Here is a 25,761-nt window from a genome sequence, read left to right as displayed (position 1 = left end):
AAGCGTAGTTTTGTTGGGTGATGAATTCGGCACGCGCTGTTATATTGCTGTTAATGGGGTTAGGATATGCGCCGTTTTGGCACCCAAGGGGTTGTAGGGAACGGCATCCCCACCAGGCTAGCGATCTTGTTGACATGAGATGGAAAGTGCATCAAGAACGAGTTTACGTACTTTAGTCATTTGCTGAGAGGGAACGTGGCGCTATCTCTGCCCTCCTCTAAGAAAACAGAGACTTCTGTACTTCCTATTTTCTATTTTGTTGGCAATTTTAGGTAGCAAATATGCAGACCCCGCACATTCTGATTGTCGAAGACGAGTTAGTCACTCGTAACACCCTGAAGAGCATTTTCGAGGCGGAAGGCTACATTGTTCATGAAGCCAATGATGGTGCAGAGATGCACAATATCCTGTCTGAAAATGATATCAATCTGGTCATCATGGACATCAATCTGCCAGGCAAAAACGGCCTGCTGTTGGCGCGCGAACTGCGTGAACAGGCCAGCGTCGCCTTGATGTTCCTGACCGGCCGCGATAACGAGGTGGATAAAATCCTCGGCCTGGAAATCGGCGCCGACGATTACATCACCAAACCGTTCAACCCGCGTGAGCTGACCATCCGCGCGCGCAACCTGCTGTCGCGCACCATGAATCTGGGCAGCCTCGGCGAAGAGCGCCGCCTGGTCGAGAGCTACAAGTTCAACGGGTGGGAGCTGGACATCAACAGCCGCTCTTTGATCAGCCCGGCCGGCGAACAGTACAAGCTGCCGCGCAGCGAATTCCGCGCCATGCTGCACTTCTGCGAAAACCCGGGCAAGATCCAGTCCCGCGGCGAACTGCTGAAGAAGATGACCGGCCGCGAGCTGAAGCCGCATGACCGCACCGTGGACGTCACCATCCGTCGCATTCGCAAGCACTTCGAATCGACGCCGGACACGCCGGAAATCATCGCCACCATCCACGGCGAAGGCTACCGCTTCTGCGGCGATCTGGAAGAGTAACTCCAGCCTGCCGTCATGAAAACGGGGTTCAGCATGCTGAACCCCGTTTTTTTATTTTGCCTCAGCCCACGGCATGATCGGCACCGCGCTCAGCGCATTCTTCGGCGAGCCGTCGATCACCTTGTCGGAGTAGCTCAGGTAGATCAGCGAATTGCGTTTGGCGTCGTAGAAGCGCACCACCTGCAGCTTCTTGAACACCAGCGACGTGCGTTTCTGGAACACCACATCGCCTTCCGCCTTGCCGTTTTTGATCTTGTCGCTCAGCTCGATAGGCCCGACCTGCTGGCAGGAAATGGCCGCGTCGGCGGTATCTTCCGCCAGCCCCAGCCCGCCTTTGATGCCGCCGGTTTTGGCGCGGCTGATATAACAAGTTACATTTTTAACATCCGGATCGTCGAACGCTTCGACCACGATTTTGTGGTCCGGCCCCAACAATTTAAACACCGTATCAACGGAACCCACTTGCTCCGCCTGTGCGCTTCCCACGGTTGCGCAAACCAAACCGAATAAAAATATCCAGCTTTTTTTCATTTACTTAACTCCGATATAACCTTGCCGCGAAAATGGGCTCGGCGATCACCATTATTTATGTCTAAGCTCACGGAATCGGGTTTTTACGGGTCCGCACCGTCCGTTTTAGCACAGAGCGTGACAAAAATCTTTGAGAGTCGCGGAGGAAAAAAATTGCTATGATGCGGCGTCGTTATTTCTTTGCGCCCACTACGGTGTACCCCAATCCAACTCTGGCGCGGCATGCGCAGCAGAGGCAAAGAGTGCAACGCATAATGGCTCATGGATCGGTCTGATAGCGCAGCACCAGCGTGACGAATCAACAGTTCGGGTTCCTACCCCCAAGCTTTACGAGGAAGATCTATGGATCAAGCCGGTATCATTCGTGATCTGCTTAGCTGGCTGGAAAGCCATTTGGACCAACCCTTGTCGCTGGATAACGTGGCGGCCAAGGCCGGCTACTCCAAATGGCACCTGCAACGGATGTTCAAAGATATTACCGGTAATGCCATCGGTGCTTACATCCGGGCAAGAAGGCTGTCCAAGGCCGCCGTCGCGCTGCGCCTGACCAGCCGGCCGATTTTGGATATCGCTCTGCAATATCGCTTCGACTCGCAGCAGACCTTCACGCGCGCCTTCAAGAAACAGTTTGCGCAAACGCCGGCGCTGTACCGCCGCGCCGAAGACTGGAACGCGTTCGGCATCTGCCCGCCGATCCGTCTGGGGGCCTTCACTCTGCCGCAGCCCGAGTTCCTCTCGTTGCCGGATAAGCATCTGGTCGGCCTGACCCAAAGCTACTCCTGCACGCTGGAACAGATCACCACCGTGCGCACCGAACTGCGCTCGCAGTTCTGGCGCCAGTTCCTCGGCGAAGTCGAAACCTTGCCGCCGGTGCTGTACGGGTTGCACCACTCGCGTCCGAGCCAGGAGAAGGACGACGAACAGGAAGTGCTGTACACCACGGCGCTGGAGCCGGATCAGGTGCCTGATAAAGTGCAGGAAGTTCAACCGCTGGTGCTGCCGGGCGGCGAATTTGCAATGTTCAGCTATGAAGGGCCCATCGGAGGCCTGCAGGACTTTATCCTGACGGTCTACGGCACTTGCCTGCCGGAGCTCAAACTGACGCGCCGCAAAGGGCACGACATCGAGCGCTTCTACCCGAAAGGCGAGCGCCGTCCGCATCAGGCGCCTACCGAGATCAAGTGCGATTACCTGATCCCGATTCGACGTTAACGCTGCAGTTCGTCCAACGCGGGCATGTCCAGATGCGTGACATCGCCCGCCGTTTCGACGATCCAGCCGGAAGCCAGCCACGGGCTCTGCTGGTGATCGACGCGCGACAGTGAGCAGTTGCGCAAGCGCAGGCGACGTTCCGCATAGGCCGGCAGCCCGAGCACCGTACTGATCAAACACCCCAACGCGATGCCATGGCTGACGAGCAGCGGCTTGCTGCCCTCCGGCAGCATCAGGCAGCTCTCCAGCGCGGCGCGCATGCGCTCGCCCAGCTCCTCCATGGATTCGCCTTGAGGGATACGGCCGTCAGGAGTACCATCGACCATCTGTTTGCGCCACTGTTCTTCCTGCGGCGTCAAACTGTCGATCAGGCGTTCTTCCAGAACCCCCATGTGCAGCTCACGCAAACGCGGATCGCCAATCACTTCGCAGCCACAGGCTTCGGCGATGATCTGCGCGGTGCGGCGCGTGCGCCCCAGGTCGCTGGTAATGATATGCGTAATGCCTTCTTTGCTGACGCGCCTGGCGACCAGACGGGCCTGGTGTTCCCCCATGGCGGTTAACGGGCTGTCGGACTGACCCTGGATGCGGCGAGCCGCGTTCCATTCCGTTTCGCCGTGGCGAACGAGGTATACCTGTAACATTTTTGTTTTCCGTTATACTGCGTGAAATTTGCGTTTATCCCCGGCCCGGCGGCGCTTTTGCCGCTGCCCGGCGTATCGGCCAGAAGGATATCAAACCCGTTATGTACCATGTTGTCGCTGCAACTACCAACCCGGCAAAGATCAAGGCTATTCAATTGGCCTTCGATGACGTCTTCGGCGCAGGCCAATACCGCATTGAACCCGTCGACGTCGCCAGCGGCGTTTCGCTGCAGCCGATAGGCAATCACGAAACGCGCACCGGTGCGCGTCAACGCGTGATGGAAGCGCGCCAGGTCAGGCCCGAGGCCGATTTTTGGGTCGGCGTGGAAGCCGGGATTGAAGAGAATATGACCTTCGCCTGGATGACCATCGAGAACCCGTCCATCCGCGGCGAATCCCGCTCGGCGAGCCTGATGCTGCCGGAAGTCATCTTACAAGGTATTCGCGAAGGCCGCGAATTGGGCAGCGAAATGGCGACGATCACCGGCAACGCCGAGGTGAAGCGCCAGGGCGGCGCCATCGGCGTCTTCACCGACGGCCGGCTGAGCCGCACCAGCGTTTATCATCAGGCGCTGCTGCTGGCGCTGGTGCCGTTCCACAACGCCATCTATCAGCAATAACGCAGAGTCTGCTAGGGCGCGTCATGCAGCAGCTGCTGCTCAAGCCACTGTTTCAGCGCGGGTGAAGCCGCTTTCAGGCTGTTAGAACCGCGGGTGATGGTGGCGATCCCCGCGCCCAGTTCATTTTTCAGCTCGCGCTGGCTCATCTCGCCGCGCATCAATTCCTGAATGATCCGCACCCGGGTGCCCAGCGCGGTGCGCTCGTCCGGCGTCAGCATCAATTGCAACAGCGGTTGATGCAGTTCTTGCGCAAACGAATTCTGCAGCAGCGCGACGAAGCGCAGCCAATCCTCATTGCCTTGTTCTGAAAGAGCGGGGTCGTTTAACGATAATTGCGTCATGGCAGCCACCATACTATTTAACTAGTACAGCAGCATACCATAGGGCCGTCAAAATCAATAACGTCTCTGCCACTCGGCGTCGGTCAGCACCTTGGCCGGCCGGTGCGTCAGATAGCGGTAAAACGCATCGTAAGCCAGCACGTTCTTGACGTAGCCGCGGGTTTCCGAGAACGGAATGCTTTCGATGAACGCTACCGGATCGATCCGCCCCGCGCTGTTGCCCAACCAGGTGTTCACTCGCGACGGGCCGGCGTTATAAGCGGCGCTCGACAGAATGCGGTTGCGGCCGAACTGCTGATAGACCGACTCCAGATAGCTGGTGCCGATGGTGATGTTGGTCTGCGGATCGAACAATTGGCTCGGCCCGACATAGCCGGGAATATTGTACATCTGCACCGTATGCTGCGCGGTGCGCGGCATGACCTGCATCAGGCCGGAGGCGCCGACCGGCGACTGCGCCTTCGGATTCCAGGCGCTCTCCTGACGCGCGATCGCCATCGCATAGCTGCTGGTGATCCCTTTGTCATCGGTGGCGCGGCGGAACTCCTGCGGCCAGGCGACCGGGAAACGCTCTTCCAGATGATCCCACAGCTTGCCGACGATGGTCGCCTGCACGCTCAGATCGGCCCATTTTTGCTCAAAGGCGTAACGCGCCAGCGCCTCTTGTTCAGGCCGGCTGCGGCTGGCGACATAGGAACCCCACTCGCTGCGGGCCAGGTTGTCCATATTCCAGTACATCAGCTCGCGCACTCGGGCCACTTCCGGCCCGTCGGTCAGCGACGCGCGCGGCTTGGCCGCCACCGCCACCATCACCGGATAGGTTGCGTTCAGCTTCTGCGCCGCCACCATCGGATAGAAGCCGCGTTCGGTCATCAGGTTGCGCAACATCTCCTCGCCTTCGGCGCGTTTGCCTTCGTCCATCAGCTGACTGGCGCGCCAGTAGCGCCACTCATCCTTGTTACGCGATTCTTCCGGCAAGCGAGCCAGCCAGGTCGCGACGCCCTGCCGATCGCCGTTGCCCAGCGCCATGCGCACCCTGCGCTCCAGCAGCGAAGGCGAACGGCTGCGCAGAATCACCTGATCGCGCCACTGCGCCTGTTCATAGGTAGCGTCGCTGCCCATCAGGCGCCAGGCCACCGCCTCTTCCAGCCCCAGCCGCTCCTCGTCGCTCATTTTCTGCAGCCGCGCGAGCGTCGGGATCATCGCCCGCGCGTTTTCCACATCCTGCCGCGCCAGGCGCTCAAAGGCGATGCCGGTGGCGGCACGGGTAAAGTCGGTCGGCCCTACGCTGCGGGCGAAGGCTTCCACGGTGGTCGGATCGTTTTGCAAGCGCACCAGAGCGTTGCCCATGGTTTGATAGTCGGCCGGCAGTTGGCTGTAGAGGTTGCTGACCAGCGAGCTGTTGCCCTCTTTCAGCGCCAGCTTCATGCGCGCCAGAATATCGAGCGGCGTTTGCTTGCCTGCGCCGCGCCAGACGCTGAACAGCCGATCGCAGGCGCCCGGCAGCGTTTTGCCGTTCAGCCACAGCTCGTCGGCGCCGCTCCAGGCCGCCTGCTGGTCGCCGGTAGCCCATTTGGCGTAGTAATAGTTGCAGCGCGCCGCCACCGGTTTGGGCGGCTGCGGGCTGAAGGCCAGCAGGGTGCGCCAATCTTCGCGCCGCGCCAGTTCATTGACGAAGCGCGGCGCCAGCGATTTCGCCGGCGGCAGCGTCGGGTTGCGTTTGATAAAGTCGTTCACTTCGGAGAACCCCGCCTGACTCAGATCCTGAGTCAGCTCGCGGTATTCCAGATAAGGATAAAGCGGGTAATCGCGCAGCGTCGGCATCAGCTGCGCCACCACGTCCATCTGATTGCCGTCCCACGCCTGCTTGATCTGCTGGTAGCGCTGACGTTGCGCATCCAGAGAATCCGCCAGCGCCGCGCCGGAAAACGCCGTCAGGCACAGCCCCATCGCCAACAGCCGTCGCTTGTCCACCTTGACCATCCTCGCTCTTTCCTCACTGATTGTGCCGCGGGAGCCACCCAGCTCCCCGGTAACCGCCGCGCCACGGCGCCGCAGAACAAAATAAAACCGGGCGCACGGCCCGGACGCAGATATCTACCATAGACAGCGCAATCGCTCATCCATTCAATACTGTAGAAGAAGAAGTGTATCGCCATGATCGGAGCCAGGTAAAAAACGTTTACTTTGGCTGACAAATCAGGGCGGCGAGATATTATCGCCGGCCGGATTTTTATTAGCCGCAACGGCGTTTATTGGAAAAGTAAAATACTTTCTAATTATTAGTTATCACATTATTGCATTTAAGAGATAGCGCCGACGTTGCGCAAATCGCCTGACAGCTGGCCAAACGCGCCAACTTTGCAGAAAAGCGGTGGCAAACCCGAGAGGGCATTTTTATACTATCAAAAATAAGTAGGATAATTCCGAGAAAACAGCACATAAAGCGCCCAACGAAGACATCTTATAATACAATCCGCGCCAATTATGGGTAGATAGTGTTCATTAGGCAGTGCGACTGACAGCTTTCAGCAAAACGATTGTCCCTTCAAGCGGGCCGGATTTTTACTTGTCGGGCCACGGCCTGCGGGCGGTGGATCAGGCCGGAATGGCGGGTGAAGATGGCGAGTAATACCGCGATAACGATGCGTTGCGCAAAAAGCCCCGTGCCGGGCTTCCTTGCCGCACGCCTGAATATCGGCCGCCTGTTGCTGATCGTTTTGTTGGCGCTGCTGACGTTGCCCGGGCCTGCGCGCGCCGCCGATGATCCCTATCAACAGCGCACGCACGCCGTGACGACCGTGGTGGTAGGCATCATCAGCTACGCCCGCTGGTCACGTGAACCCAATCCGATCCGGTTGTGCGTGACCGCACCCACCCAGTATGCCGAGGGGCTGTTCGATCCGATCCTGCTCAGCGCGCCGCGTCCGATTAAAACCGAACGCGTGCCGTTCGACAGCCCGACGCTGAGTACCGGCTGCGATGTCATCTATTTAGGGAACATCAACGCCGCGCAGAGACAAAATTTCATGCAGCGCATTTCCGGCAACTCCATTCTCAGCATCAGCGAGAACGATAGCGAATGCTCCGCCGGCAGCGCATTTTGCCTGCAGATCAACGGCGACCAGGCCGGCTTCAAGGTCAACCTGGACGCCCTGGCGCGCAGCGGCGTGCGCGTTCACCCCAACGTGCTGCAGCTGGCGCGCAAACAGGCGCCGCCGCTATGAGGCTGTTGCGTAGAAACCGTTCCGGCAATGCGCGCCCGACGTTGGGCCGGGTGCTGCAGCGGGTGCATCTTGGGCTGGCGTTGATCGCCGTCGGCACCGCCGGCATCTTTCTGACGCTGGTGGCGCTGTTCGCGCTGCGCGCCTATGCCAACCACAACCTGCACCTGATCGCGCGCTCCATCAGCTATACGGTTGAAGCGGCAGTGGTGTTTGGCGATCGCCCCTACATTCGCGAAGCGATGGTGCTGATCGCCGCCAAAGAAGAGGTGTCGGAGGCCAAAATTCTGAACAACGCCGGTGACGTGCTGGTCAGTTGGCATCGTCCCAAAGATGGCCCGCTGCACGGCATGGAGCAGGTTATCGCCCACTGGGCGCTGCCCGAGCCGGTCATCCTGCCTATCTCCCACGAGGGCAAACAGGTCGGCCAGGTCTGGCTGAGCGGCAACGGCGGCAGCCTGTTGCGTTTCCTGTTGCGCGGGCTGGTCGGCATGATCGCCTGCATGGTGCTCAGTACCCTGTGCGCCCTGGTGTTGTCGCGCCGCATGCTGGTCGGCATCGTCAGTTCGTTGGACGACATCGCCAACGTGGCGCATGCGGTGCGGCGAGATCGCACCTTCGGCCTGCGGGTGCCCTCGGCGCCGATCGCCGAGCTGCATGAGCTCAGCAATGATTTCAATGGCTTGCTCGATGAACTGGAGGCCTGGCAGGCCCATCTGAAGCAGGAAAACGACTCGCTGGCTCACCGGGCAACGCACGACAGCCTGACCGGCTTGCCGAACCGCGCCTTCTTCGAAGGCCGGCTGAGCCGCGCCCTGGGCGATATTGCGCCGCCGGCGAAATTGGCGGTGCTGTTTATCGACGGCGATCGCTTCAAGGAAGTGAACGACAGTTACGGTCACGCCGCGGGCGATGCGGTGCTGACCACCATTGCCGGACGCATTCGCGCGCAGCTGCGCGAAACCGATCTGGTCGCACGCCTGGGAGGAGATGAATTCGCCGTGCTGCTGGCGCCGGTGCACAGCACGGAAGATGTCTTGCAGATCGCCGACAACATCATCGATTGCATGACGCAACCGGTTATTTTACCGAACGACGAGACGATCATTACCTCTCTGAGTATCGGCATTGCGCTGTACCCTGATCACGCGTCGACGCCTCAGGGTCTTTTGCACGAAGCTGACGATGCGATGTATCAGGCAAAGCATCGTTATAACGGAGGCTGGCGGCTGGCTATACATAAATAAGAGCCCCGGCTATAACACTTGAACTAGGGATTTTGACTATGATACAGCAACTGTTTAAAGGTCGTTTTTCACTGCTGACGATGGCGTTCGTCGCCCTGCTGGCGCTCGCCGGTTGCCAGAGCAAGCCGCAAGGCCTGACGCCCGAGCAGGTTGCGCTGTTGCAATCGCAGGGCTTCAAACTGACCGACAACGGTTGGGAATTCGGCCTGTCGGATAAAGTGCTGTTCGGCAACAACATCGGCAAGCTGAACCCGGAAAGCACCGAGACGGTGCAGAAGATGGGCCGCGCGCTGCTGAGCGTCGGCATCACCAAGTTCCGTCTGGACGGCCATACCGACAACTACGGCGAAGACAGCTATAACGATCAGCTCTCCCTGCGCCGCGCCGATGCGGTCGCGGATCTGCTGGCCAGCGTCGGTATTCCGCGCGCCAACATCGAAACCCGCGGCATGGGCAAGCGCGATCCCGTCGCCGACAACCGCACCTCCAGCGGCCGCGCGGAAAACCGCCGCGTCGCGATCGTCGTCACGCCATAAGCCACCAATATGCGCCTTTATCGGCGCATAAACGGTTATACTTAGCGATCGCTGAGCGATGTCTGGGATCCAAGATCGAAACGGGCTACACTCATGCCGCCAGACATCCTATAAATACTGATATAGAGAGGCTTAGAGCAACGTGGCTCAATACGTCTATACCATGCACCGCGTCGGCAAAGTGGTACCGCCGAAGCGTCATATTTTGAAAAACATCTCCCTGAGCTTCTTCCCTGGGGCAAAAATCGGCGTACTGGGCCTGAACGGCGCCGGTAAGTCCACCCTGCTGCGCATCATGGCCGGCATCGATACCGATATCGAAGGGGAAGCGCGCCCGCAGCCAGGCATCAAGATAGGTTATCTGCCGCAGGAGCCGCAGCTTAACCTCGAACACACCGTGCGTGAGTCGGTGGAAGAAGCGCTGGCGGAAGTGGTCGGCGCGCTGAAACGCCTGGACGAAGTGTACGCGCTGTACGCGGAAGAAGGCGCAGACTTCGACAAGCTGGCCGCCGAACAGGGCCGCCTGGAAGAGATCATTCAGGCGCACGACGGTCACAACCTCAACGCGCAGCTGGAACGCGCCGCCGATGCGCTGCGCCTGCCGGACTGGGACGCCAAAATCGCCCATCTGTCCGGGGGTGAACGCCGCCGCGTCGCGCTGTGCCGCCTGCTGCTCGAAAAGCCGGACATGCTGCTGCTGGACGAACCGACCAACCACCTGGACGCCGAGTCCGTGGCCTGGCTGGAACGCTTCCTGCACGACTTCGAAGGCACCGTCGTGGCGATCACCCACGACCGTTACTTCCTGGATAACGTAGCCGGCTGGATCCTCGAACTGGACCGCGGCGAAGGCATTCCGTGGGAAGGCAACTACTCGTCCTGGCTGGAGCAGAAAGACGCGCGTCTGGCGCAGGAAGCGTCCGCCGAAGCCGCTCGTCGCAAGTCGATCGAGAAAGAGCTGGAGTGGGTGCGCCAGGGCGCCAAAGGCCGCCAGTCCAAAGGCAAGGCCCGTCTGGCCCGCTTTGAAGAGCTGAATAACACCGAATACCAAAAACGTAACGAAACCAACGAACTGTTCATTCCACCTGGCGCGCGCCTGGGCGATAAAGTGGTCGAAGTCAGCAACCTGCGCAAGTCTTACGGCGACCGCCTGCTGATCGACGACCTGTCGTTCTCGGTGCCGAAAGGGGCGATCGTCGGCATCATCGGCCCGAACGGCGCGGGTAAATCCACGCTGTTCCGCATGATGTCCGGTCAGGAGCAGCCTGATTCCGGCAGCATCGTGCTGGGCGATACCGTCAAGCTGGCGTCCGTCGATCAGTTCCGCGACAGCATGGACGGTTCGAAAACCGTGTGGGAAGAGGTCTCCGGCGGGCAGGACATCATGCGCATCGGCAACACCGAGATGCCGAGCCGCGCCTATGTCGGCCGCTTCAACTTCAAGGGCGTCGATCAGGGTAAACGCGTGGGCGAGCTGTCCGGCGGTGAGCGTGGCCGTCTGCACCTGGCCAAGCTGCTGCAGGTTGGCGGCAACGTGCTGCTGCTCGATGAACCGACCAACGACCTGGATATCGAAACCCTGCGCGCGCTGGAAAACGCCCTGCTGGAATTCCCAGGCTGCGCCATGGTGATCTCGCACGACCGTTGGTTCCTCGACCGTATCGCCACCCACATCCTGGACTACCAGGACGAGGGCAAGGTGGAATTCTTCGAAGGCAACTTCACCGAGTACGAAGAGTACAAGAAGCGTACGCTGGGCGCCGATGCGCTCGAACCGCACCGCATCAAGTACAAAAAGATCGCCAAGTAATCCCCAAGGCGCCGCATGCGGCGCCTTTTTTACTCCCGCGTCAGCTCGCGCGCGTAGTCGTCAAACGCCGGGTGCTGCAATACCACATCGATGAAACAGGCCAGCGCCGGGGAATTCAGCTTGCGGCTCGGGTAGACCAGATACAGTTCATTCCCTTCTGCGCGCCAGGCCGGCAACACCTCCACCAACAGCTTCTGCGCCACCACCTCGCGGCTGAGAAACGCCGGCAGCAGCGTGATCCCCGCGCCGGCGATAGCGCATTCGCGCGCATACAGCAGATTGTCGGTGGTGTGCGCCAGCGGCAGCTGCCAGCGGTAATAATCGTCGCCGCAGCGCAGGTTCCAGGCCGTCCAGGCGCGGTGGGCAATGCAGCGATGTTGCTGCAGCTGCTGCGGGTGCTCGATCGGCGGGTGCTGCGCCAGATAGGACGGCGCAGCCAGCAGATAGCGCGGCGCATACCCGAGGCGGCGGCCGATCAGCGAAGAATCCTGCGGCTTGCCGGTGCGCAGCGCGGCGTCGAAGCCTTCCTGCACCAGATCCACCATGGCGTCGGATACCGACACCTCCAGCGATACGTCCGGGTACTGGCGCTGAAAATCCGCCGCCAGCCGCGCCACCAGGGTTGCCCCCAACCCGGCCGGCGTCGAGATGCGCAGGCGGCCGCTCGGGTTGTCGCGCAGCCGCTGCAGCGCCAGATCGGCCCGCTCGGCGGCGGACATCATCGCCTGGCAATGTTCCAGATAGCGCTCGCCGGCGAAGGTCAGGTTCAACTGGCGCGTGGTGCGGTTGAGCAAACGCAGCCCCAGCGTCTGTTCGAGCTGGCTGATGCGCTGACTGACGCTGGACTTCGGCAACCCGACACGCTGCGCGGCGGCGGTGAAACTGCCGCACTCCGCCACCAGCGCGAACAGCGCCATGTCCTGCAGCTGTTTGAACTCCATTGTTCACCTCTGACGAACACTCAGTTAGATATTGTCCATCTTATCACCCCACTGCTGCGGGTCTACACTGGGGGCATCATTTGAAAGGAGCACAATCATGTCGATAAAAGCCATTGCCGTAGACCCGCAGAACCCCACCGGTTTCATCGAAATCTCACCGGAGATGCCGGTGCCCGGCCAGTACGATCTGCTGGTGGAAGTGAAAGCGGCCTCGGTCAACCCGGTGGATACCAAAGTACACGCCGGTCTGCAGAAAAGTGGCCTGCAGCAGCCGCGCGTCCTCGGCTGGGACGCCAGCGGCGTCGTGCTGGACGTGGGCAGCGGCGTCAGCGGCTTCAAGCCCGGCGATGAAGTGTGGTACGCCGGCGATATCACCCGGCCCGGCAGCAACAGCAGCCACCAACTGATCGACTCTCGCATCGCCGCGCACAAACCGCGCAGCCTGAACTGGGCGGAGTCCGCCGCCATGCCGCTCACCGCCCTCACCGCGTGGGAGGCGCTGTTCGAGCACCTGAACATTCAGGATGCGCCGGAGCACAAGACGCTGCTGATCATCGGCGGCGCCGGCGGTGTCGGTTCGCTGGCCATTCCGCTGGCCGCGCTGCGCAGCAAGGTGAAAGTGATCGCCACCGCGTCCAGGCCGGAATCCGCCGCCTGGTGCCGCGAGCGGGGCGCCGACCTGGTGGTGGACTACCGCGATTTGAAGGGCAACCTGGCGCAACACGGCATCGAGCAGGTGGATTACATCCTCTGTCTGAACGATACCGACGGCCACTGGCCGGCGATGGCCGAACTGATCGCACCGCTCGGCCATATCTGCACCATCGTCGAGAACGCGCAGCCGTTGGATCAAAACGCGCTGAAGCTGAAAAGCGCCGCGCTGCACTGGGAATTCATGTTCACCCGCAGCATGTTCACCACCCCGGACATCGCGCAACAGGGCCGGATCCTGCAGCAGGTGGCACAACTGCTGGACGAAGGCAAGCTGAGCACCACGCTGAGCGAAACCCTGCACGGGTTGTCGGTAGACACGCTGACCGCCGCGCATCAACAGCTGCTCGGCGGCCATATGCAAGGCAAGCTGGTTATCGCTTACTGAGTTCGCATCGCGGCGGCGTTCTGCGCCGCCGTTACTGCGGGCGAACAAAGCCGACGCACAGCACCTGCTCGTCGCTCTGCGGATCGGCGCGGAAGGTCAGCGTCTGCTGCCAGTCGAGGCGCATCTTCGGCCAGTGGGCCAGTTCGCCGCCGAAGTCGCTGTGCGCGCAGTCTTCACCCAACCGACCGAACAAGGCGACGCCATGCTGCGCAATCTGCGGATAGCTGATGTTGACGTTGTAGATGTTCGGCCGCGTATGATTGGACCAGCGCGTAATGGTCTGCGGCCGGGAACCGGCATACACCGTCATCCACTGCGACAGGTATTCGCCGCCGACGTAACGCAGACTGACGCCATACCGCTCCTGCCACAGCTGCTCCACTCCGGCGCTGAACGCCTTGATGCCCACCATTTTCTGACCGGCATTGCGCACGTTGCCCAGCATCACCGCGGCATAGCCCAGATAGACCGCCAGCGCCGCGCACATCAGCCCAATAGTCGCCGCCCGCAGCGAACGCACCGGCGGCTGACGCACGCAGCCGACCAGCAGCGCGGGCGCCAGCATGAAGAACGGCTGCAGCCACTCGGTCAAGCGGCCGCCGACGTTGAAGGAGAACCAAAAGGTGATGATGCCGAGCGGCAGCAGGTAGATCCACAGCAGCACCCGCATCGGCAAGGCTTTCGGCCAGGCCAGCACCGCCCCGCTGCGGCGCAGGATCCACCACAGCACCAGCGACGGATAGAACACCAGCAGCAGCGACTGCAGCATGTCGAGATTGAGCTGCATCTTGATCTGCGAATCCACCCACTTAAAGGCGGCGAAGTCGTGGTTCCACAGCCAGAATACGTTCGGCAACACCAGCGCCAGCCAGATCGCCACCGCCAGATAGAACTGTGGTTGGCGATAGCAGCGACGGATCTGCGGCACGAACAGCGTCGACAGCGCCGCGAAATAGACGAAGGCGAAGGTCGAATACTTCGCCATCATCGCCAGACCGGCGGCCAACGCGAAGGCCGGCCACCAGTTGGCCGAACGGGAAATCGCCATGTTGAAGAACAGCGCCATCCACGGCCACAGCATCACCAACAGGTAGTTGTCGTTGTAGGGAATGATGTCGAAATTGATGATACCGGACAGGTTGAGCGTCAGCAGCGCCATCCAGGCCAGCGAAGTGCTGCCGCTCAGGCGTCGCGCCAGCAGCCAGACGCCCAACATGCCGATGGCGATGGCGATGAAGTGCCCGCCGTACCAGTAAACGTTCAGCGGCAGCCACGACAGCCAGATCGCCGGCTGCATCGCCGCACCGACCAACCAAGGATTTTTCGGTGAGCCCCACTCGCCGTTGAGGCCCCAATTGAGCGCCTCGACGGCGTCGTAAGGCAGGGTAGGATCGAGATGAACGGTCAGCAGCGTCCAGGCTGCGGCATAGCAGATCAACCAGAGAGCGAGTAAGCGATAAGACATGTCTTCTTCTGAGCGTTATTGTAAAGAAAACCTTAACGTAGTCGCTACCGAATGAACCATGTTTAAACAGGCCTTTAAATGTGCGTCCGTGCGGCCGTTTCTGCCGCGCGATCGCACATTACGCTAATTTTTCTCAGCCTGCGGCGTGGCGCTGGGCGGGCGCATTCGCCAGCCGGCCGGCGTCCGCCGCCAGCAACTGTTGCACCAGCTCGACACAGCGCAGGAAGCGCTCTTCGTAATCGCTGGACTCAACGTGCACGTACTCGATGTTGTTGGCGCGCAGCATCTCCTCCAGCAGGCGCTGGAACGCCAGGCGATCGGCGGTGCTGCCGAGACTGCGCAGGCCGTCCGCCACCCACGGCGTGTTGTTTTCCAGCAGGATCACCAGATCGAAGCGGTATTCGTCGATCAGCGCCTGCACGAAGGGATGCTCACGCCCTTCGTACTTTTTGCAAAACGCCTGGGTGGTGACGAAATCGGTATCGATAAACGCCACCTTGTTGGCGTACTTGACCGCGAAATCCACGTATTGCGCCTGCCCGAGGGCAATTTTGTCGTAGTCGGAGTACTGCAGCGCCATCTCGTCGCCGCCCAGGTGCGAGAACACGTAATCGCGGCCATATTCCCAGGCGCTGGTGGTGTTGAAGATGTTGGCCAGCTTGTTGACCAGCGTCGATTTGCCGCTCGACTCGCCGCCGAGGATCGCCACGGTGCGCACGAAGAACGGTTTCACCTCGGTCGGGATGTAATCCCAATAACGGAACGGATCCTGACGGATCTGATTGCCGCTGATGTTCATGAACGAGCGTTCGGGGTCGACCAAAATGGTTTCGATGCCCAGATGCTCGCGGTAGCGCGGCGCATCCTGCGCTTCGCTGGAATAGATGAAGCTCGGCACGATGCCTTTCTGTTCCATAAAGGCCTTCATGCCGTCGCTCCACACGTTCCAGCCGTGCGGGTACGGTTCGATGCCCTGCTCGTCGAACGAGTGGATATGGATGTTTTTCTGGTACTTGAAGGTCTGCAGCAGCCAGCGCAGGCGATCGCTGACCGTCGGCTGTTGCGACATCGAACTGTTCTCGAACAGCTCACGGTCGCGCGGCTCGTCGTGGCACAAGATAACGTGCAGCTCATCCACCTGGCTGCAGGCGCGCTGGATCAGATAGATGTGGCCGGTGTGCAGCGGGTAAAATTTACCAAACACCACGCCGACTTTGACCTCTTTGCGCGGGAACTCAAGCCCGAGAAAACGGTGCAGCGCCTCGAGCTTTTGCGCGCTCGGGCTTTTGATCTTGTCGTTCAACAGCTGGCTGAGATAGCCTTTGGTCATGCCGCTGGCATCCGCCACCTGCTGCAACGTGCAGCCCTTTTGCTTGATGGACGTCTTCAGGTAATCAAATTGCGGCATGGCCACCTCCGTTTAGTATGCTAAACAAAATAGCATATCTTTCTCGCCGTCGGCGACATTAATAAAACCCTTCCAGCACGTCCAGCGCGTCCGCCAGCTTCTTGACCCCGAACACCTGCATATTGGCCGGCGGCTTTTTCGGCATATTGCCGTGCGGCACGATGGCGCGTTTGAAACCGTGCTTGGCCGCTTCGGCGATCCGCTCCTGACCGCTCGGCACCGGACGGATCTCCCCCGCTAACCCCACTTCGCCGAACACCACCAAATCGTTCGGCAGCGGCCGATCGCGCAGGCTTGAGACCAGCGACATCAGCAGCGCCAGATCGGCGCTGGTCTCGCTGACCTTCACCCCGCCGACCACGTTGACGAACACGTCCTGATCCGACATCTGCAGCCCGCCGTGCCGGTGCAGCACCGCCAGCAGGATCGCCAACCGGTTCTGCTCCAACCCCACCGCCACGCGGCGCGGGTTGGACATCATCGAATGATCCACCAGCGCCTGGATCTCCACCAGCAGCGGCCGGGTGCCTTCCCACACCACCATCACCGAACTGCCGGAGGTAACTTCGTCGCCGCGGCTGAGGAAGATAGCCGAAGGGTTGCTCACTTCGCGCAGCCCCTGTTCGGTCATGGCGAACACCCCCAGCTCGTTGACCGCGCCGAAGCGGTTCTTGTGGCTGCGCAGGGTGCGGAAGCGGGAATCGGCGTCGCCGTCCAGCAGCACCGAACAGTCGATGCAGTGTTCCAGCACTTTCGGCCCGGCCAGCGAGCCGTCTTTGGTGACGTGGCCGACCATCACGATCGCCACGCCGCGCGTCTTGGCAAAGCGCGTCAGGTAGGCGGCGGTTTCTCGCACCTGCGCCACGCTGCCCGGCGAAGACTGAATGTCCGCCATGTGCATCACCTGAATCGAGTCGATCACCATCAGCTTCGGCTGTTCCTGCTCGGCGATCAGGCAGATCTGCTCGATGCTGGTTTCCGACAGCATGTTCAGGCCGCCGGTCGGCAGTCCCAGACGGTGGGCTCGCATCGCCACCTGCTGCAGCGATTCCTCGCCGGTGACGTACAGGGTTTTCATCTGTTCGGACAGTTTGCACAGCACCTGCAGCAACAGGGTGCTCTTGCCGGCGCCGGGGTTGCCGCCGATCAGAATCGCGCTGCCGGGCACCACACCGCCGCCCAGCACGCGATCGAACTCGAGAAAGCCGGTGGTGAAGCGCGGCAGCGCCTCAAGGCTGATTTCCGACAGCTTCTGCACTTTGCTGACGCCGGCGTCGCCGGCATAGCCGCTGAGGCGATCGTTGCGCGCCGCAGCGGGCGACGCGGCCAAACGCACTTCCGTGATGGTGTTCCAGGCATGGCAGGCGCTGCACTGCCCCTGCCAACGCGGATAGTCCGCCCCGCACTCATTGCACACAAATGCCCGTTTTGCCGCTTTTGCCACGTCTTACCTCAATCTTTCGTTATCGCACTTCGTGTTTCAGGCTGCCGGTGAGAATACACAGCACGCCCATCAAATCCGCATGCCGGATCGCCACCTGCGCTTTTTCATACACTTTCGGTTTGGCGTGGTAGGCGATGCCCAGCCCCGCCGCCTGCATCATTTTCAAATCGTTGGCGCCGTCGCCGATGGCCACGGTTTGCGCCAGCGGGATTTCCAGCTTCTCCGCCAGCCGCAGCAGCGTATCGGCTTTGAACTGCGCGTCCACCACCGGCCCCAGCACTTCGCCGGTCAGCTTGCCGTCGCGGATCTCCAGCTCGTTGGCCGCCGCCGCCACCAGCCGCAGCCGGTTGCGCAGGTATTCGGCATAGTAGGTGAAGCCGCCGGAGGCGATCGCCACATGCCAGCCCATCGCCTGCAGCTTGCCCACCAGGCTGGTCAGCCCCGGCATCAGCGGCAGCTCGTCGCGCACCTGCTTAAGGATGTTGGCGTCGGCCCCTTTCAGCGTACCGACGCGCTGGCGCAGGCTGGCGGTAAAGTCCAGCTCGCCGCGCATCGCGCGTTCGGTCACTTCCGCCACCTGCTCTCCGACGCCCGCCAGCTTGGCGATCTCATCGATGCACTCGATCTCGATCGCCGTTGAATCCATGTCCATCACCAGCAGCCCCGGCGTGCGCAGGTGCGGGATTTTGCCGAGCGGCGCCACATCCAACCCGCTCTCCGCCGCCAGCAGCTTGGCGCGCGGCGTCAAGGTGCCCGCCAGCCGCACCACCTGATAGTCGTCCACGCCCCAGGCGGTGACGATCACCATCGCCGCGCCCAGCTTGCGTTGGAATTGGGTAATGCGCGCCTTGTCCAGCTCCCTGCCATATAACAGCCACCCGGTATTGCCCGCCCGGTAGTCCAGCGGCATCACTTCGTCGCCGCTGAGCGAAAGGGGAAGACCCGGCCATTGAGAGATCTCCGCCGGAAGATCGCAATAGGTCAGACTGTTTGACATCATTGACTCCTGAATGGACAAAAACGCTGCATGATAAAACGACGCATCAAGCTATCCTATCGCCAGCGGTTCTGGCAACATAAAGTGTCCCCGATGCCCAAGGAACCTGCATGGCTCGCGCTAAACTGAAATTTCGCCTGCACCGCACCGCTATTATCCTGATTTGCCTGGCTTTGCTGGTGCTGCTGATGCAGGGCGCCTCTTATTTTAGCCTGAGTCACCAAATGGCGCGATCCGAGCAGGTTGAAGAGCTGGCGCAAACGCTGACCAAACAGGTCGCCTACAGCCTGGCGCCGCTGCTGGACGACGACGGCAACAATCCGCGCATCGACGCCATCCTCAAGCAGCTCACCGATCACAGCCGCATTCTCGACGTCAGCGTGTATCAGCTGGACGGCACGCTGGTCTCCCACGCCGGGGAACAGATAAGTATACGCGATCGCCTGTCGCTCGACGGCAAACGCGCCGGCAGCTACTTCAACCACCAGTTGGTCGAATCCATTCAGGGCAAAGACGGCCCGATCGGCTTTATCCGCATCACCCTCGACACCCACGTGCTGGCGACCGAATCCAAGCAGGTGGACAACACCACCAACCTGCTGCGCCTGATGATCCTGCTGGCGCTGGCGATCGGCATCATTCTGGCGCGTACCCTGTTGCAACACCGCCGCAGCCGCTGGCAGCAGTCGCCCTACCTGTTGACCGCCAACACGCCACTGGAAGAAGGCAATACGGTGGAAGACGATGAAGACGATGCGCCGGAGAAAAAACAGGAAGCGCCTAAGCAGGGGTAATTCAGGCCAGGCGTTGAATGCGTTCGTGCCGTTTTCTTGTCCTTTCGCTGAATAGATTGTCCGTAACAACGGGATCCACATCCAATTGAAAGGTAAAGCGTTAGCCAAAAACGGCCATGCGGAGTGAATAGATTGACGGGCGGGCGCCATGACGACGCCCGCCGCGGTATTACGCTTTGTCGCCCAGCAGCACGGATTCCAGCGCGATAACGATCATTTCGTTAAAGGTGGTCTGGCGTTCCGCCGCCGTGGTCGCTTCGTGACGCAGGATGTGGTCGGACACGGTGCAGATGGTCAGCGCCTTACAGCCGAACTCTTCGTACAGCTCCGCCGCCACGCCGTAGATGCCGGCCGCTTCCATTTCCACGCCCAGGATGCCGTACTTCTTCATCACCTGGAACATATCCGGATCCGGGGTGTAGAACAGATCGGCGGAGAAGATATTGCCCACGCGCGCCGGGATGCCCTGCGCCGCCGCCGCGTCGACCGCGTTGCGCACCATGTCGAAGTCGGCGATCGCCGCGTAGTCGTTGTCCTTGAAGCGCAGACGGTTCACCTTGGAGTCGGTGCACGCGCCCATGCCGATCACCACGTCGCGCAGTTTGATATCGTCACGCACCGCGCCGCAGGAACCCACGCGAATGATCTTCTTCACGCCGAATTCGGCGATCAGCTCGCGCGCGTAGATAGAGCAGGACGGAATGCCCATGCCGTGGCCCATTACGGAGATGCGGCGGCCTTTGTAGGTGCCGGTGAAACCCAACATGCCGCGCACGTTGTTCACTTCCACCGCGCCTTCCAGGAAGGTTTCGGCAATGTATTTTGCGCGCAGCGGGTCGCCCGGCATCAGTACTACGTCAGCGAAGTCACCCATCTCAGCATTAATGTGCGGCGTAGCCATAATTTTCTTCCTTTAGAAATCTTATTTAATAAAAACGTCAAACGTCCAAGCCTTGAATTTCGAGTTGCAGCCAGGCAGCTGGCGGGGGAATCCCCAGGAGCTTACTTGAGTAAGCGACTGGGGTTCACGCGTGAAGCTAACAACGCTGCGGCTTGAAAGACAGGGTTTAGAACAGGGTCTTACCGTAATCCATCGGCGACAGGCCAAAGTAATTGGCGACGGTCTGGCCGATGTCGGCGAAGGTCTCGCGGTGGCCCAGCGAACCCGGTTTCACTTTCGGGCCGTAAACCAGCACCGGAATGTGCTCGCGGGTGTGGTCGGTGCCGCTCCAGGTCGGATCGCAGCCGTGGTCAGCGGTGAAGATGATGATGTCTTCGTCTTTCACCAGCTTCAGCAGTTCCGGCAGGCGGCGGTCGAACAGCTCCAGCGCGGCGGCGTAGCCCGCCACGTCGCGACGGTGACCGTAGGAGGAGTCGAAGTCCACGAAGTTGGTGAACACGATGGTGTTGTCGCCGGCCTTTTCCATTTCGATCAGGGTCGCGTCGAACAGCGCGTCGATGCCGGTCGCCTTCACCTTCTTGGTGATGCCGACGTTGGCGTAGATGTCGGCGATTTTACCGATCGACACCACTTCGCCGCCCTTCTCGTCCACCAGCTTTTTCAGCACGGTCGGCGCCGGCGGCTCTACCGCCAGATCGTGGCGATTGCCGGTGCGCTGGAAGTGGCCCGGCTTGTCGCCGACGAACGGACGCGCGATCACGCGGCCGATGTTGTAACCGCCTTCGGTCAGCTCTTCACGCGCGATTTCGCACAGCTCATACAGGCGCTCCAGGCCGAAGGTCTCTTCGTGACAAGCGATCTGGAATACCGAGTCGGCGGAGGTGTAGAAAATCGGCTTGCCGGTTTTCATATGCTCTTCACCCAGCTGATCGAGGATCACGGTGCCGGATGAGTGGCAGTTGCCCAGGTAGCCCGGCAGATTGGCGCGCTCCACCAGCTTATCCAGCAGCGCCTGCGGGAAGCTGTTGTGCTCGTCCTTGAAGTAGCCCCAATCGAACAGCACCGGCACGCCGGCGATTTCCCAGTGGCCAGACGGCGTGTCTTTACCGGAAGAGAGCTCGCTGGCGTAGCCGTAGGCGCCGATGATGTCGGCGTTGCGATCCAGCCCCTGCGGGAAGTTGCCGGTCGACTCTTCCGCCGCTTTGCCGAGGCCCAGACGGCTCAGGTTAGGCAGCGTCAGCGGGCCCTGACGGCCCACGTTGGCCTCACCGCGCGCGCAAACCTCGGCGATGTGGCCCAGGGTGTCGGAACCCTGATCGCCAAAACGTTCGGCGTCTTCGCTGGCGCCGATGCCGAAGGAGTCCAATACCATAATAAATGTGCGTTTCATCTGTGCTCTCCTGCGTGTTCTCACGCTATTGCGACCGCAAAACTGCAATCGCCCTTATTCTCTAAATTTATACCCAATGGATTTCAAGTTGTAGCTAGGCGGCTAGCGCGTGTATCCCAGGAGCTTACTCAAGTAAGTGACTGGGGTGCACGCGTGTAGCCAACAACGCTACGGCTTGAAAGACGAGGGTCATCACGCTTGAGTGATGCGCTTATACACCACCGGCGTCGCTTCCGGCGCCTTATCGCTCAGCGTCATTGCGCTGCGCACCGCATCGGCCGCCTGCTGCCAGCTCTCTTCATCGTTGGCGTGGATCATCGCCAGCGGCTGCTGGGAATCCGCCGTATCGCCCAGGCGCGCCATCTCGGTCAGGCCGACGCTGTAATCGATGGCGTCGCTCGCCCGACGGCGGCCGCCGCCCAACGACACCACCGCCATGCCCAGCGCACGGGTATCCATGGCGCTGATGATGCCCGGCTTTTCAGCATACACCGGCTTGCTCAGCGTTGCCGCCGGCAGATAGCTATCGTAGCGTTCGACGAAGTCTATTGGCCCCTGCTGCGCCGCCACCATGCGGCCAAACACCTCCGCCGCCTTGCCGTTATCCAGCACCGCCTGCAGCTTGGCGCGCGCGTCGGCCTCGTCTTTCGCCAGGCCGCCGGACAACAGCATCTCTACGCTCAGCGCCAGCGTCACTTCCAGCAGGCGCGGGTTGCGGTATTCGCCGGTCAGGAAGCGCACCGCTTCGCGCACTTCCACCGCGTTGCCGGCGCTGGAAGCCAGCACCTGATTCATGTCGGTCAGCAGCGAGGTGGTCTTGCAGCCCGCGCCGTTGGCCACGCCGACGATCGCCTGCGCCAAATCTTGCGACAGGGCATAGGTCGGCATAAAGGCGCCGGAGCCGACCTTCACGTCCATCACCAGCGCATCCACCCCTTCCGCCAGCTTCTTGGCCAGAATGGAGGCGGTGATCAGCGGGATAGAATCCACGGTGGCGGTGATATCGCGGGTGGCGTAAAAACGCTTGTCCGCCGGCGCCAGCGAGCTGGTCTGGCCGATGATCGCCACGCCGACGTCCTGAATGATTTTGCGGAAGGCGTTATCGTCCGGGAAAATATTGAAGCCCGGAATGGCTTCCAGTTTGTCCAGCGTGCCGCCGGTATGCCCCAGGCCGCGGCCGGAGATCATCGGCACATAGCCGCCGCAGGCCGCCACCATCGGGCCGAGCATCAGCGAAGTCACGTCGCCAACGCCGCCGGTCGAGTGCTTGTCGACGATCGGGCCGTTCAGCGCCAAACTCTTCCAGTCCAGCACGGTGCCGGAATCGCGCATCGCCATGGTGAGCGCCACGCGCTCCGGCATGCTCATGTCATGGAAATAAATGGTCATCGCCAGCGCGGCGATCTGCCCTTCCGACACCACATTGTCGCGAATGCCGTTGATGAAAAAGCGGATTTCCGCTTCGCTTAACGGCTGGCCGTCGCGTTTTTTACGAATAATTTCTTGAGCCAGGAACAAGGCATCCCCCTGTGTCGCCGAGAGTCGGTGCAGACGGGCGCGCCTGGCGCCCGCCAACGATATCGATCAGTAGCCGCCGCCGGCGGTCTGGGTTTGGTGGCCCAGCGCGGCCAGCAAGCTGGCCAGCAGGCTGGAAGCGCCAAAGCGGAAATGCCGCGCGTCGGCCCACCCTTCGCCCAGAATACGATCGGCAAGTTGCAGATAATGCAGCGCGTCTTCCGCGGTGCGCACGCCGCCGGCCGGCTTGAAGCCCACCGTCTTCGCCACGCCCATATCGCGGATCACTGACATCATCAGCTCGGCGCTCTCCAGGGTGGCGTTGACCGGCACCTTGCCGGTGGAGGTCTTGATAAAGTCGGCGCCGGCCTTGATGGCGATCTCGGACGCCTTGCGGATCAGATCGGCCTGCTTCAGCTCACCGGTTTCGATGATCACTTTCAGCAGCACGTTGGCCGCCTGGCAAGCCTGTTTGCACTGTTTCACCAGCTCGAAACCGACCTGTTCGTTGCCGGCGATCAGCGCGCGGTAAGGGAACACCACGTCCACTTCATCCGCCCCATAGGCGATGGCCGCGCGGGTTTCCGCCAGCGCGATGTCGATATCGTCGTTGCCATGCGGGAAGTTGGTCACGGTGGCGATACGGATGTCCGGCGTGCCTTGCTCGCGCAGCGCCTTACGCGCCACCGGGATAAAACGCGGGTAGATGCAGATGGCCGCCGTGTGGCCGGCCGGGCTGTTGGCCTGACGACAGAGGGCGATCACTTTCTCGTCGGTGTCATCATCGTTCAGCGTGGTTAAATCCATCAAGTTCAGCGCACGTTGCGCTGCTGCGGTTAATTCGGTCATAAAACTCTCCAACTGAGTACCTGGGTGTTGGCGAGCGGACTTGGTTCCATGAAGATAGCGCAGGGGAACGGCGTTCCCGCGGCGGCAACTGAGATCCTTCTCACCGCACATGGCCACCCGCCTTGCGGCCGGCCAGTAATAGCTATTTGAACACGAATGCCGGGGGCGATTCGCGTTCATCGTCACACTATATGAAATAGCACTGTAACAGACCGGAATTATATGTGAAGAACATCACAAAATAACGCGATATCGTTCACAAATTCGCTAAAGAAGCGGCTGAAGATCGCGGGTGCGGCGAACACCCGCGTTGCTTAGAGTATAGGCGGAGTCCCGCGATCGGTCGCGCCGTCGCGGGCTCAGCGAGGGTTTACAGCGCCAGGAAGAAGCCGGCGATGGTGGCACTCATCAAGTTGGACAGCGTGCCCGCCGCCACGGCCTTCAGACCGAAACGCGCGATGTCATGGCGACGATTGGGCGCCATGCTGCCCAAACCGCCCAGCAGGATTGCCACCGAGGAGAGGTTGGCGAAACCGCACAGCGCAAAGGAGATGATCGCCTTGGTGTGCGTTGACAGCACCTGCAGGCCTTCCGCCGCCACCACATCGTCCGGGCGCAGATAGGCGCCGAAGTTCATATAGGCGACAAACTCATTGACGATGATCTTCTGGCCGATAAACGAACCGGCGGTCATCGCTTCACTCCACGGCACGCCAATCAGGAAGGCGATCGGCGAGAACACCCAGCCGAGGATCAGCTCGAGCGACAGCTGCGGGTAGTCGAACCAGCCGCCGATGCCGCCGAGAATGCCGTTGAGCAAGGCGATCAGCGCGATAAACGCCAGCAGCATCGCGCCGACGTTCAGCGCCAGCTGCATGCCGGAAGCCGCGCCGGAAGCCGCCGCGTCGATCACGTTGGCAGGACGATCCTCTTCGGCGATCAGCTTCATCGCATCGTCTTTATCGTGGGTCTGCTCGGTTTCCGGCACCATCAGCTTGGCGAACAGCAGCCCGCCCGGCGCGGCCATGAAGGACGCGGCGATCAGGTATTCCAGCGGCACGCCCATCTGCGCGTATCCCGCCAGCACCGAACCGGCCACCGAAGCCAGGCCGCCGCACATCACGGCGAACAGTTCTGACTGGCTCATGGTGGCGATATACGGACGCACCACCAGCGGCGCTTCGGTCTGGCCGACGAAAATGTTGGCGGTCGCCGACAGCGATTCGGTGCGCGAGGTGCCCAGCAGCTTGTGCAGGCCGCCGCCCAGCACGCGGATCACCAACTGCATGATGCCGAGGTAGTACAGCACCGCAATCAGCGAGGAGAAGAACACGATCACCGGCAGGACGCGCAGCGCGAACACGAAGCCGCCGCCGCCGAACACCTCAAACATCTTGTCGGACACCAGCCCACCGAAGATGAACGAAATGCCCTGATTGCCGTAAGCGATAACGTTTGCCACGCCGTTAGACATACTGCCGAGGATGCTGCGGCCCAGCGGCACGTACAGCACCAGCGCGCCGATACCGACCTGAATGATGAACGCCCACACCACGGTGCGCAGTTTGATGGCCCGACGGTTGCTGGAGAGCAGCACCGCAATGGCGATCAGCACCGCCATCCCGACCAGACTCATGATGAGTTGCATGCAAAGTTTCCCTGTTGCAAAAAATAAAATACATCCCTGCTCATGAAGAGAGGTCTGCTATTGGAGTGTTTCGGGGGGGATTATACTGAGCGAGGTCACCCTCGCACCGATTTATGTCACAAATGTATACAACGAGACGCAAATGAA

23 protein-coding genes are annotated in these 25,761 nt (G+C 60.9%); 9 read left to right on the top strand and 14 right to left on the bottom strand.

The window, feature by feature from the left end:
• Positions 1 to 281: 281 nt before the first annotated feature.
• The gene (arcA, locus tag H7A77_RS15220) at positions 282 to 998 is read left to right on the top strand and encodes a two-component system response regulator ArcA (RefSeq protein WP_004933003.1); all 717 of its coding nucleotides are present in this window, start codon (positions 282 to 284) and stop codon (positions 996 to 998) included.
• Positions 999 to 1,049: 51 nt separating this feature from the next.
• Here arcA and creA read toward each other — a convergent pair whose 3' ends face one another.
• Positions 1,050 to 1,529, bottom strand: a complete 480-nt coding sequence (creA, locus tag H7A77_RS15215; protein ID WP_033641809.1) for a protein CreA — start codon at positions 1,527 to 1,529, stop codon at positions 1,050 to 1,052.
• Between the two features lie 342 nt (positions 1,530 to 1,871).
• On the opposite strand from creA, the gene robA reads away from it, so the two are divergent.
• Positions 1,872 to 2,741: an MDR efflux pump AcrAB transcriptional activator RobA gene (robA, locus tag H7A77_RS15210; protein ID WP_033641808.1), complete on the top strand. Its 870-nt coding sequence runs from the start codon at positions 1,872 to 1,874 to the stop codon at positions 2,739 to 2,741.
• Here the strand turns inward: robA and gpmB are convergent.
• Positions 2,738 to 3,385: a 2,3-diphosphoglycerate-dependent phosphoglycerate mutase GpmB gene (gene gpmB / locus H7A77_RS15205; RefSeq protein ID WP_025305227.1), complete on the bottom strand. Its 648-nt coding sequence runs from the start codon at positions 3,383 to 3,385 to the stop codon at positions 2,738 to 2,740. The two genes, robA and gpmB, sit on opposite strands and share 4 nt — an antisense overlap.
• A gap of 101 nt (positions 3,386 to 3,486) precedes the next feature.
• Between gpmB and yjjX the strand changes: the two genes are divergently transcribed.
• Positions 3,487 to 4,005 (top strand): inosine/xanthosine triphosphatase, encoded by a 519-nt coding sequence (gene yjjX, locus H7A77_RS15200; protein ID WP_033641807.1) that lies wholly within the window; start codon positions 3,487 to 3,489, stop codon positions 4,003 to 4,005.
• A gap of 11 nt (positions 4,006 to 4,016) precedes the next feature.
• Here yjjX and trpR read toward each other — a convergent pair whose 3' ends face one another.
• Together trpR and sltY are read right to left on the bottom strand one after the other, a co-directional pair.
• Entirely contained in the window at positions 4,017 to 4,346 is a 330-nt protein-coding gene (trpR, locus tag H7A77_RS15195; protein ID WP_016929152.1) for a trp operon repressor, read from the bottom strand.
• 54 nt (positions 4,347 to 4,400) lie between these two features.
• Complete coding sequence (sltY, locus tag H7A77_RS15190; protein ID WP_046688214.1) at positions 4,401 to 6,329, bottom strand: murein transglycosylase; 1,929 nt, start codon at positions 6,327 to 6,329, stop codon at positions 4,401 to 4,403.
• 632 nt (positions 6,330 to 6,961) lie between these two features.
• On the opposite strand from sltY, the gene H7A77_RS15185 reads away from it, so the two are divergent.
• The 4 genes from H7A77_RS15185 (at position 6,962) to ettA (ending at position 11,163) form a co-directional block, all read left to right on the top strand.
• Positions 6,962 to 7,573: a YfiR family protein gene (locus H7A77_RS15185; protein ID WP_033651698.1), complete on the top strand. Its 612-nt coding sequence runs from the start codon at positions 6,962 to 6,964 to the stop codon at positions 7,571 to 7,573.
• Positions 7,570 to 8,817 carry a diguanylate cyclase domain-containing protein gene (locus H7A77_RS15180; RefSeq protein WP_033641804.1) on the top strand — a complete coding sequence of 416 codons (1,248 nt, stop codon included), beginning with the start codon at positions 7,570 to 7,572 and terminating at the stop codon, positions 8,815 to 8,817. The genes H7A77_RS15185 and H7A77_RS15180 overlap by 4 nt, the downstream gene beginning before the upstream one ends.
• Positions 8,818 to 8,855: 38 nt before the next feature.
• Positions 8,856 to 9,353, top strand: coding sequence for an OmpA family protein (locus tag H7A77_RS15175; protein ID WP_033641803.1), 498 nt, complete (start codon positions 8,856 to 8,858; stop codon positions 9,351 to 9,353).
• A gap of 142 nt (positions 9,354 to 9,495) precedes the next feature.
• Complete coding sequence (ettA, locus tag H7A77_RS15170) at positions 9,496 to 11,163, top strand: energy-dependent translational throttle protein EttA (RefSeq protein ID WP_025159620.1); 1,668 nt, start codon at positions 9,496 to 9,498, stop codon at positions 11,161 to 11,163.
• 29 nt (positions 11,164 to 11,192) lie between these two features.
• Here the strand turns inward: ettA and H7A77_RS15165 are convergent, their stop codons facing one another.
• Entirely contained in the window at positions 11,193 to 12,104 is a 912-nt protein-coding gene (locus tag H7A77_RS15165) for a LysR family transcriptional regulator (RefSeq protein WP_047572716.1), read from the bottom strand.
• 97 nt (positions 12,105 to 12,201) lie between these two features.
• Here H7A77_RS15165 and H7A77_RS15160 point away from each other — a divergent pair, with 97 nt between their 5' ends.
• Entirely contained in the window at positions 12,202 to 13,203 is a 1,002-nt protein-coding gene (locus tag H7A77_RS15160) for a zinc-binding alcohol dehydrogenase family protein (RefSeq protein WP_182074369.1), read from the top strand.
• A 31-nt stretch (positions 13,204 to 13,234) separates the two neighbouring features.
• On the opposite strand, the gene H7A77_RS15155 is transcribed toward H7A77_RS15160, so the two are convergent.
• The 4 genes from H7A77_RS15155 to serB form a co-directional block, all read right to left on the bottom strand.
• Complete coding sequence (locus H7A77_RS15155) at positions 13,235 to 14,668, bottom strand: glycosyltransferase family 39 protein (RefSeq protein ID WP_164057651.1); 1,434 nt, start codon at positions 14,666 to 14,668, stop codon at positions 13,235 to 13,237.
• Positions 14,669 to 14,801: 133 nt separating this feature from the next.
• Entirely contained in the window at positions 14,802 to 16,076 is a 1,275-nt protein-coding gene (gene nadR / locus H7A77_RS15150) for a multifunctional transcriptional regulator/nicotinamide-nucleotide adenylyltransferase/ribosylnicotinamide kinase NadR (protein WP_033641798.1), read from the bottom strand.
• A 58-nt stretch (positions 16,077 to 16,134) separates the two neighbouring features.
• Positions 16,135 to 17,520, bottom strand: a complete 1,386-nt coding sequence (gene radA, locus H7A77_RS15145; RefSeq protein WP_004933048.1) for a DNA repair protein RadA — start codon at positions 17,518 to 17,520, stop codon at positions 16,135 to 16,137.
• 19 nt (positions 17,521 to 17,539) lie between these two features.
• Positions 17,540 to 18,517, bottom strand: coding sequence for a phosphoserine phosphatase (gene serB / locus H7A77_RS15140; RefSeq protein WP_033641797.1), 978 nt, complete (start codon positions 18,515 to 18,517; stop codon positions 17,540 to 17,542).
• 110 nt (positions 18,518 to 18,627) lie between these two features.
• On the opposite strand from serB, the gene H7A77_RS15135 reads away from it, so the two are divergent.
• Entirely contained in the window at positions 18,628 to 19,311 is a 684-nt protein-coding gene (locus H7A77_RS15135; RefSeq protein ID WP_033641796.1) for a YtjB family periplasmic protein, read from the top strand.
• A 169-nt stretch (positions 19,312 to 19,480) separates the two neighbouring features.
• Here the strand turns inward: H7A77_RS15135 and deoD are convergent, their stop codons facing one another.
• The 5 genes from deoD to H7A77_RS15110 form a co-directional block, all read right to left on the bottom strand.
• Positions 19,481 to 20,212: a purine-nucleoside phosphorylase gene (gene deoD / locus H7A77_RS15130; RefSeq protein WP_004933059.1), complete on the bottom strand. Its 732-nt coding sequence runs from the start codon at positions 20,210 to 20,212 to the stop codon at positions 19,481 to 19,483.
• A gap of 166 nt (positions 20,213 to 20,378) precedes the next feature.
• Positions 20,379 to 21,602: a phosphopentomutase gene (gene deoB / locus H7A77_RS15125; protein WP_033641795.1), complete on the bottom strand. Its 1,224-nt coding sequence runs from the start codon at positions 21,600 to 21,602 to the stop codon at positions 20,379 to 20,381.
• A gap of 192 nt (positions 21,603 to 21,794) precedes the next feature.
• Positions 21,795 to 23,120 (bottom strand): thymidine phosphorylase, encoded by a 1,326-nt coding sequence (deoA, locus tag H7A77_RS15120; protein ID WP_182074368.1) that lies wholly within the window; start codon positions 23,118 to 23,120, stop codon positions 21,795 to 21,797.
• A 66-nt stretch (positions 23,121 to 23,186) separates the two neighbouring features.
• Positions 23,187 to 23,966: a deoxyribose-phosphate aldolase gene (deoC, locus tag H7A77_RS15115; RefSeq protein ID WP_033641793.1), complete on the bottom strand. Its 780-nt coding sequence runs from the start codon at positions 23,964 to 23,966 to the stop codon at positions 23,187 to 23,189.
• 370 nt (positions 23,967 to 24,336) lie between these two features.
• The gene (locus H7A77_RS15110) at positions 24,337 to 25,614 is read right to left on the bottom strand and encodes a NupC/NupG family nucleoside CNT transporter (RefSeq protein WP_004933076.1); all 1,278 of its coding nucleotides are present in this window, start codon (positions 25,612 to 25,614) and stop codon (positions 24,337 to 24,339) included.
• Positions 25,615 to 25,761: the final 147 nt, after the last annotated feature.

Source organism: Serratia sp. ME47, from assembly GCF_903970925.1.
GTDB lineage: Bacteria > Pseudomonadota > Gammaproteobacteria > Enterobacterales > Enterobacteriaceae > Serratia > Serratia ureilytica.
The sequence above is the reverse complement of the archived record's forward strand: the minus strand, read 5'-3'. Positions and strand labels throughout refer to the sequence as shown.

Bases quoted from the DNA above. Each gene is read 5' to 3' on its own strand.
- serB (WP_033641797.1), bottom strand. From the start codon at position 18,517: ATGTCAAACAGTCTGACCTATTGCGATCTTCCGGCGGAGATCTCTCAA.
- gpmB (WP_025305227.1), bottom strand. From the start codon at position 3,385: ATGTTACAGGTATACCTCGTTCGCCACGGCGAAACGGAATGGAACGCG.
- deoB (WP_033641795.1), bottom strand. From the start codon at position 21,602: ATGAAACGCACATTTATTATGGTATTGGACTCCTTCGGCATCGGCGCC.
- deoC (WP_033641793.1), bottom strand. From the start codon at position 23,966: ATGACCGAATTAACCGCAGCAGCGCAACGTGCGCTGAACTTGATGGAT.
- H7A77_RS15110 (WP_004933076.1), bottom strand. From the start codon at position 25,614: ATGCAACTCATCATGAGTCTGGTCGGGATGGCGGTGCTGATCGCCATT.
- H7A77_RS15180 (WP_033641804.1), top strand. From the start codon at position 7,570: ATGAGGCTGTTGCGTAGAAACCGTTCCGGCAATGCGCGCCCGACGTTG.
- H7A77_RS15165 (WP_047572716.1), bottom strand. From the start codon at position 12,104: ATGGAGTTCAAACAGCTGCAGGACATGGCGCTGTTCGCGCTGGTGGCG.
- creA (WP_033641809.1), bottom strand. From the start codon at position 1,529: ATGAAAAAAAGCTGGATATTTTTATTCGGTTTGGTTTGCGCAACCGTG.
- H7A77_RS15135 (WP_033641796.1), top strand. From the start codon at position 18,628: ATGGCTCGCGCTAAACTGAAATTTCGCCTGCACCGCACCGCTATTATC.
- yjjX (WP_033641807.1), top strand. From the start codon at position 3,487: ATGTACCATGTTGTCGCTGCAACTACCAACCCGGCAAAGATCAAGGCT.
- arcA (WP_004933003.1), top strand. From the start codon at position 282: ATGCAGACCCCGCACATTCTGATTGTCGAAGACGAGTTAGTCACTCGT.
- trpR (WP_016929152.1), bottom strand. From the start codon at position 4,346: ATGACGCAATTATCGTTAAACGACCCCGCTCTTTCAGAACAAGGCAAT.
- H7A77_RS15175 (WP_033641803.1), top strand. From the start codon at position 8,856: ATGATACAGCAACTGTTTAAAGGTCGTTTTTCACTGCTGACGATGGCG.
- H7A77_RS15160 (WP_182074369.1), top strand. From the start codon at position 12,202: ATGTCGATAAAAGCCATTGCCGTAGACCCGCAGAACCCCACCGGTTTC.
- H7A77_RS15155 (WP_164057651.1), bottom strand. From the start codon at position 14,668: ATGTCTTATCGCTTACTCGCTCTCTGGTTGATCTGCTATGCCGCAGCC.
- deoD (WP_004933059.1), bottom strand. From the start codon at position 20,212: ATGGCTACGCCGCACATTAATGCTGAGATGGGTGACTTCGCTGACGTA.
- robA (WP_033641808.1), top strand. From the start codon at position 1,872: ATGGATCAAGCCGGTATCATTCGTGATCTGCTTAGCTGGCTGGAAAGC.
- sltY (WP_046688214.1), bottom strand. From the start codon at position 6,329: ATGGTCAAGGTGGACAAGCGACGGCTGTTGGCGATGGGGCTGTGCCTG.
- nadR (WP_033641798.1), bottom strand. From the start codon at position 16,076: ATGCCGCAATTTGATTACCTGAAGACGTCCATCAAGCAAAAGGGCTGC.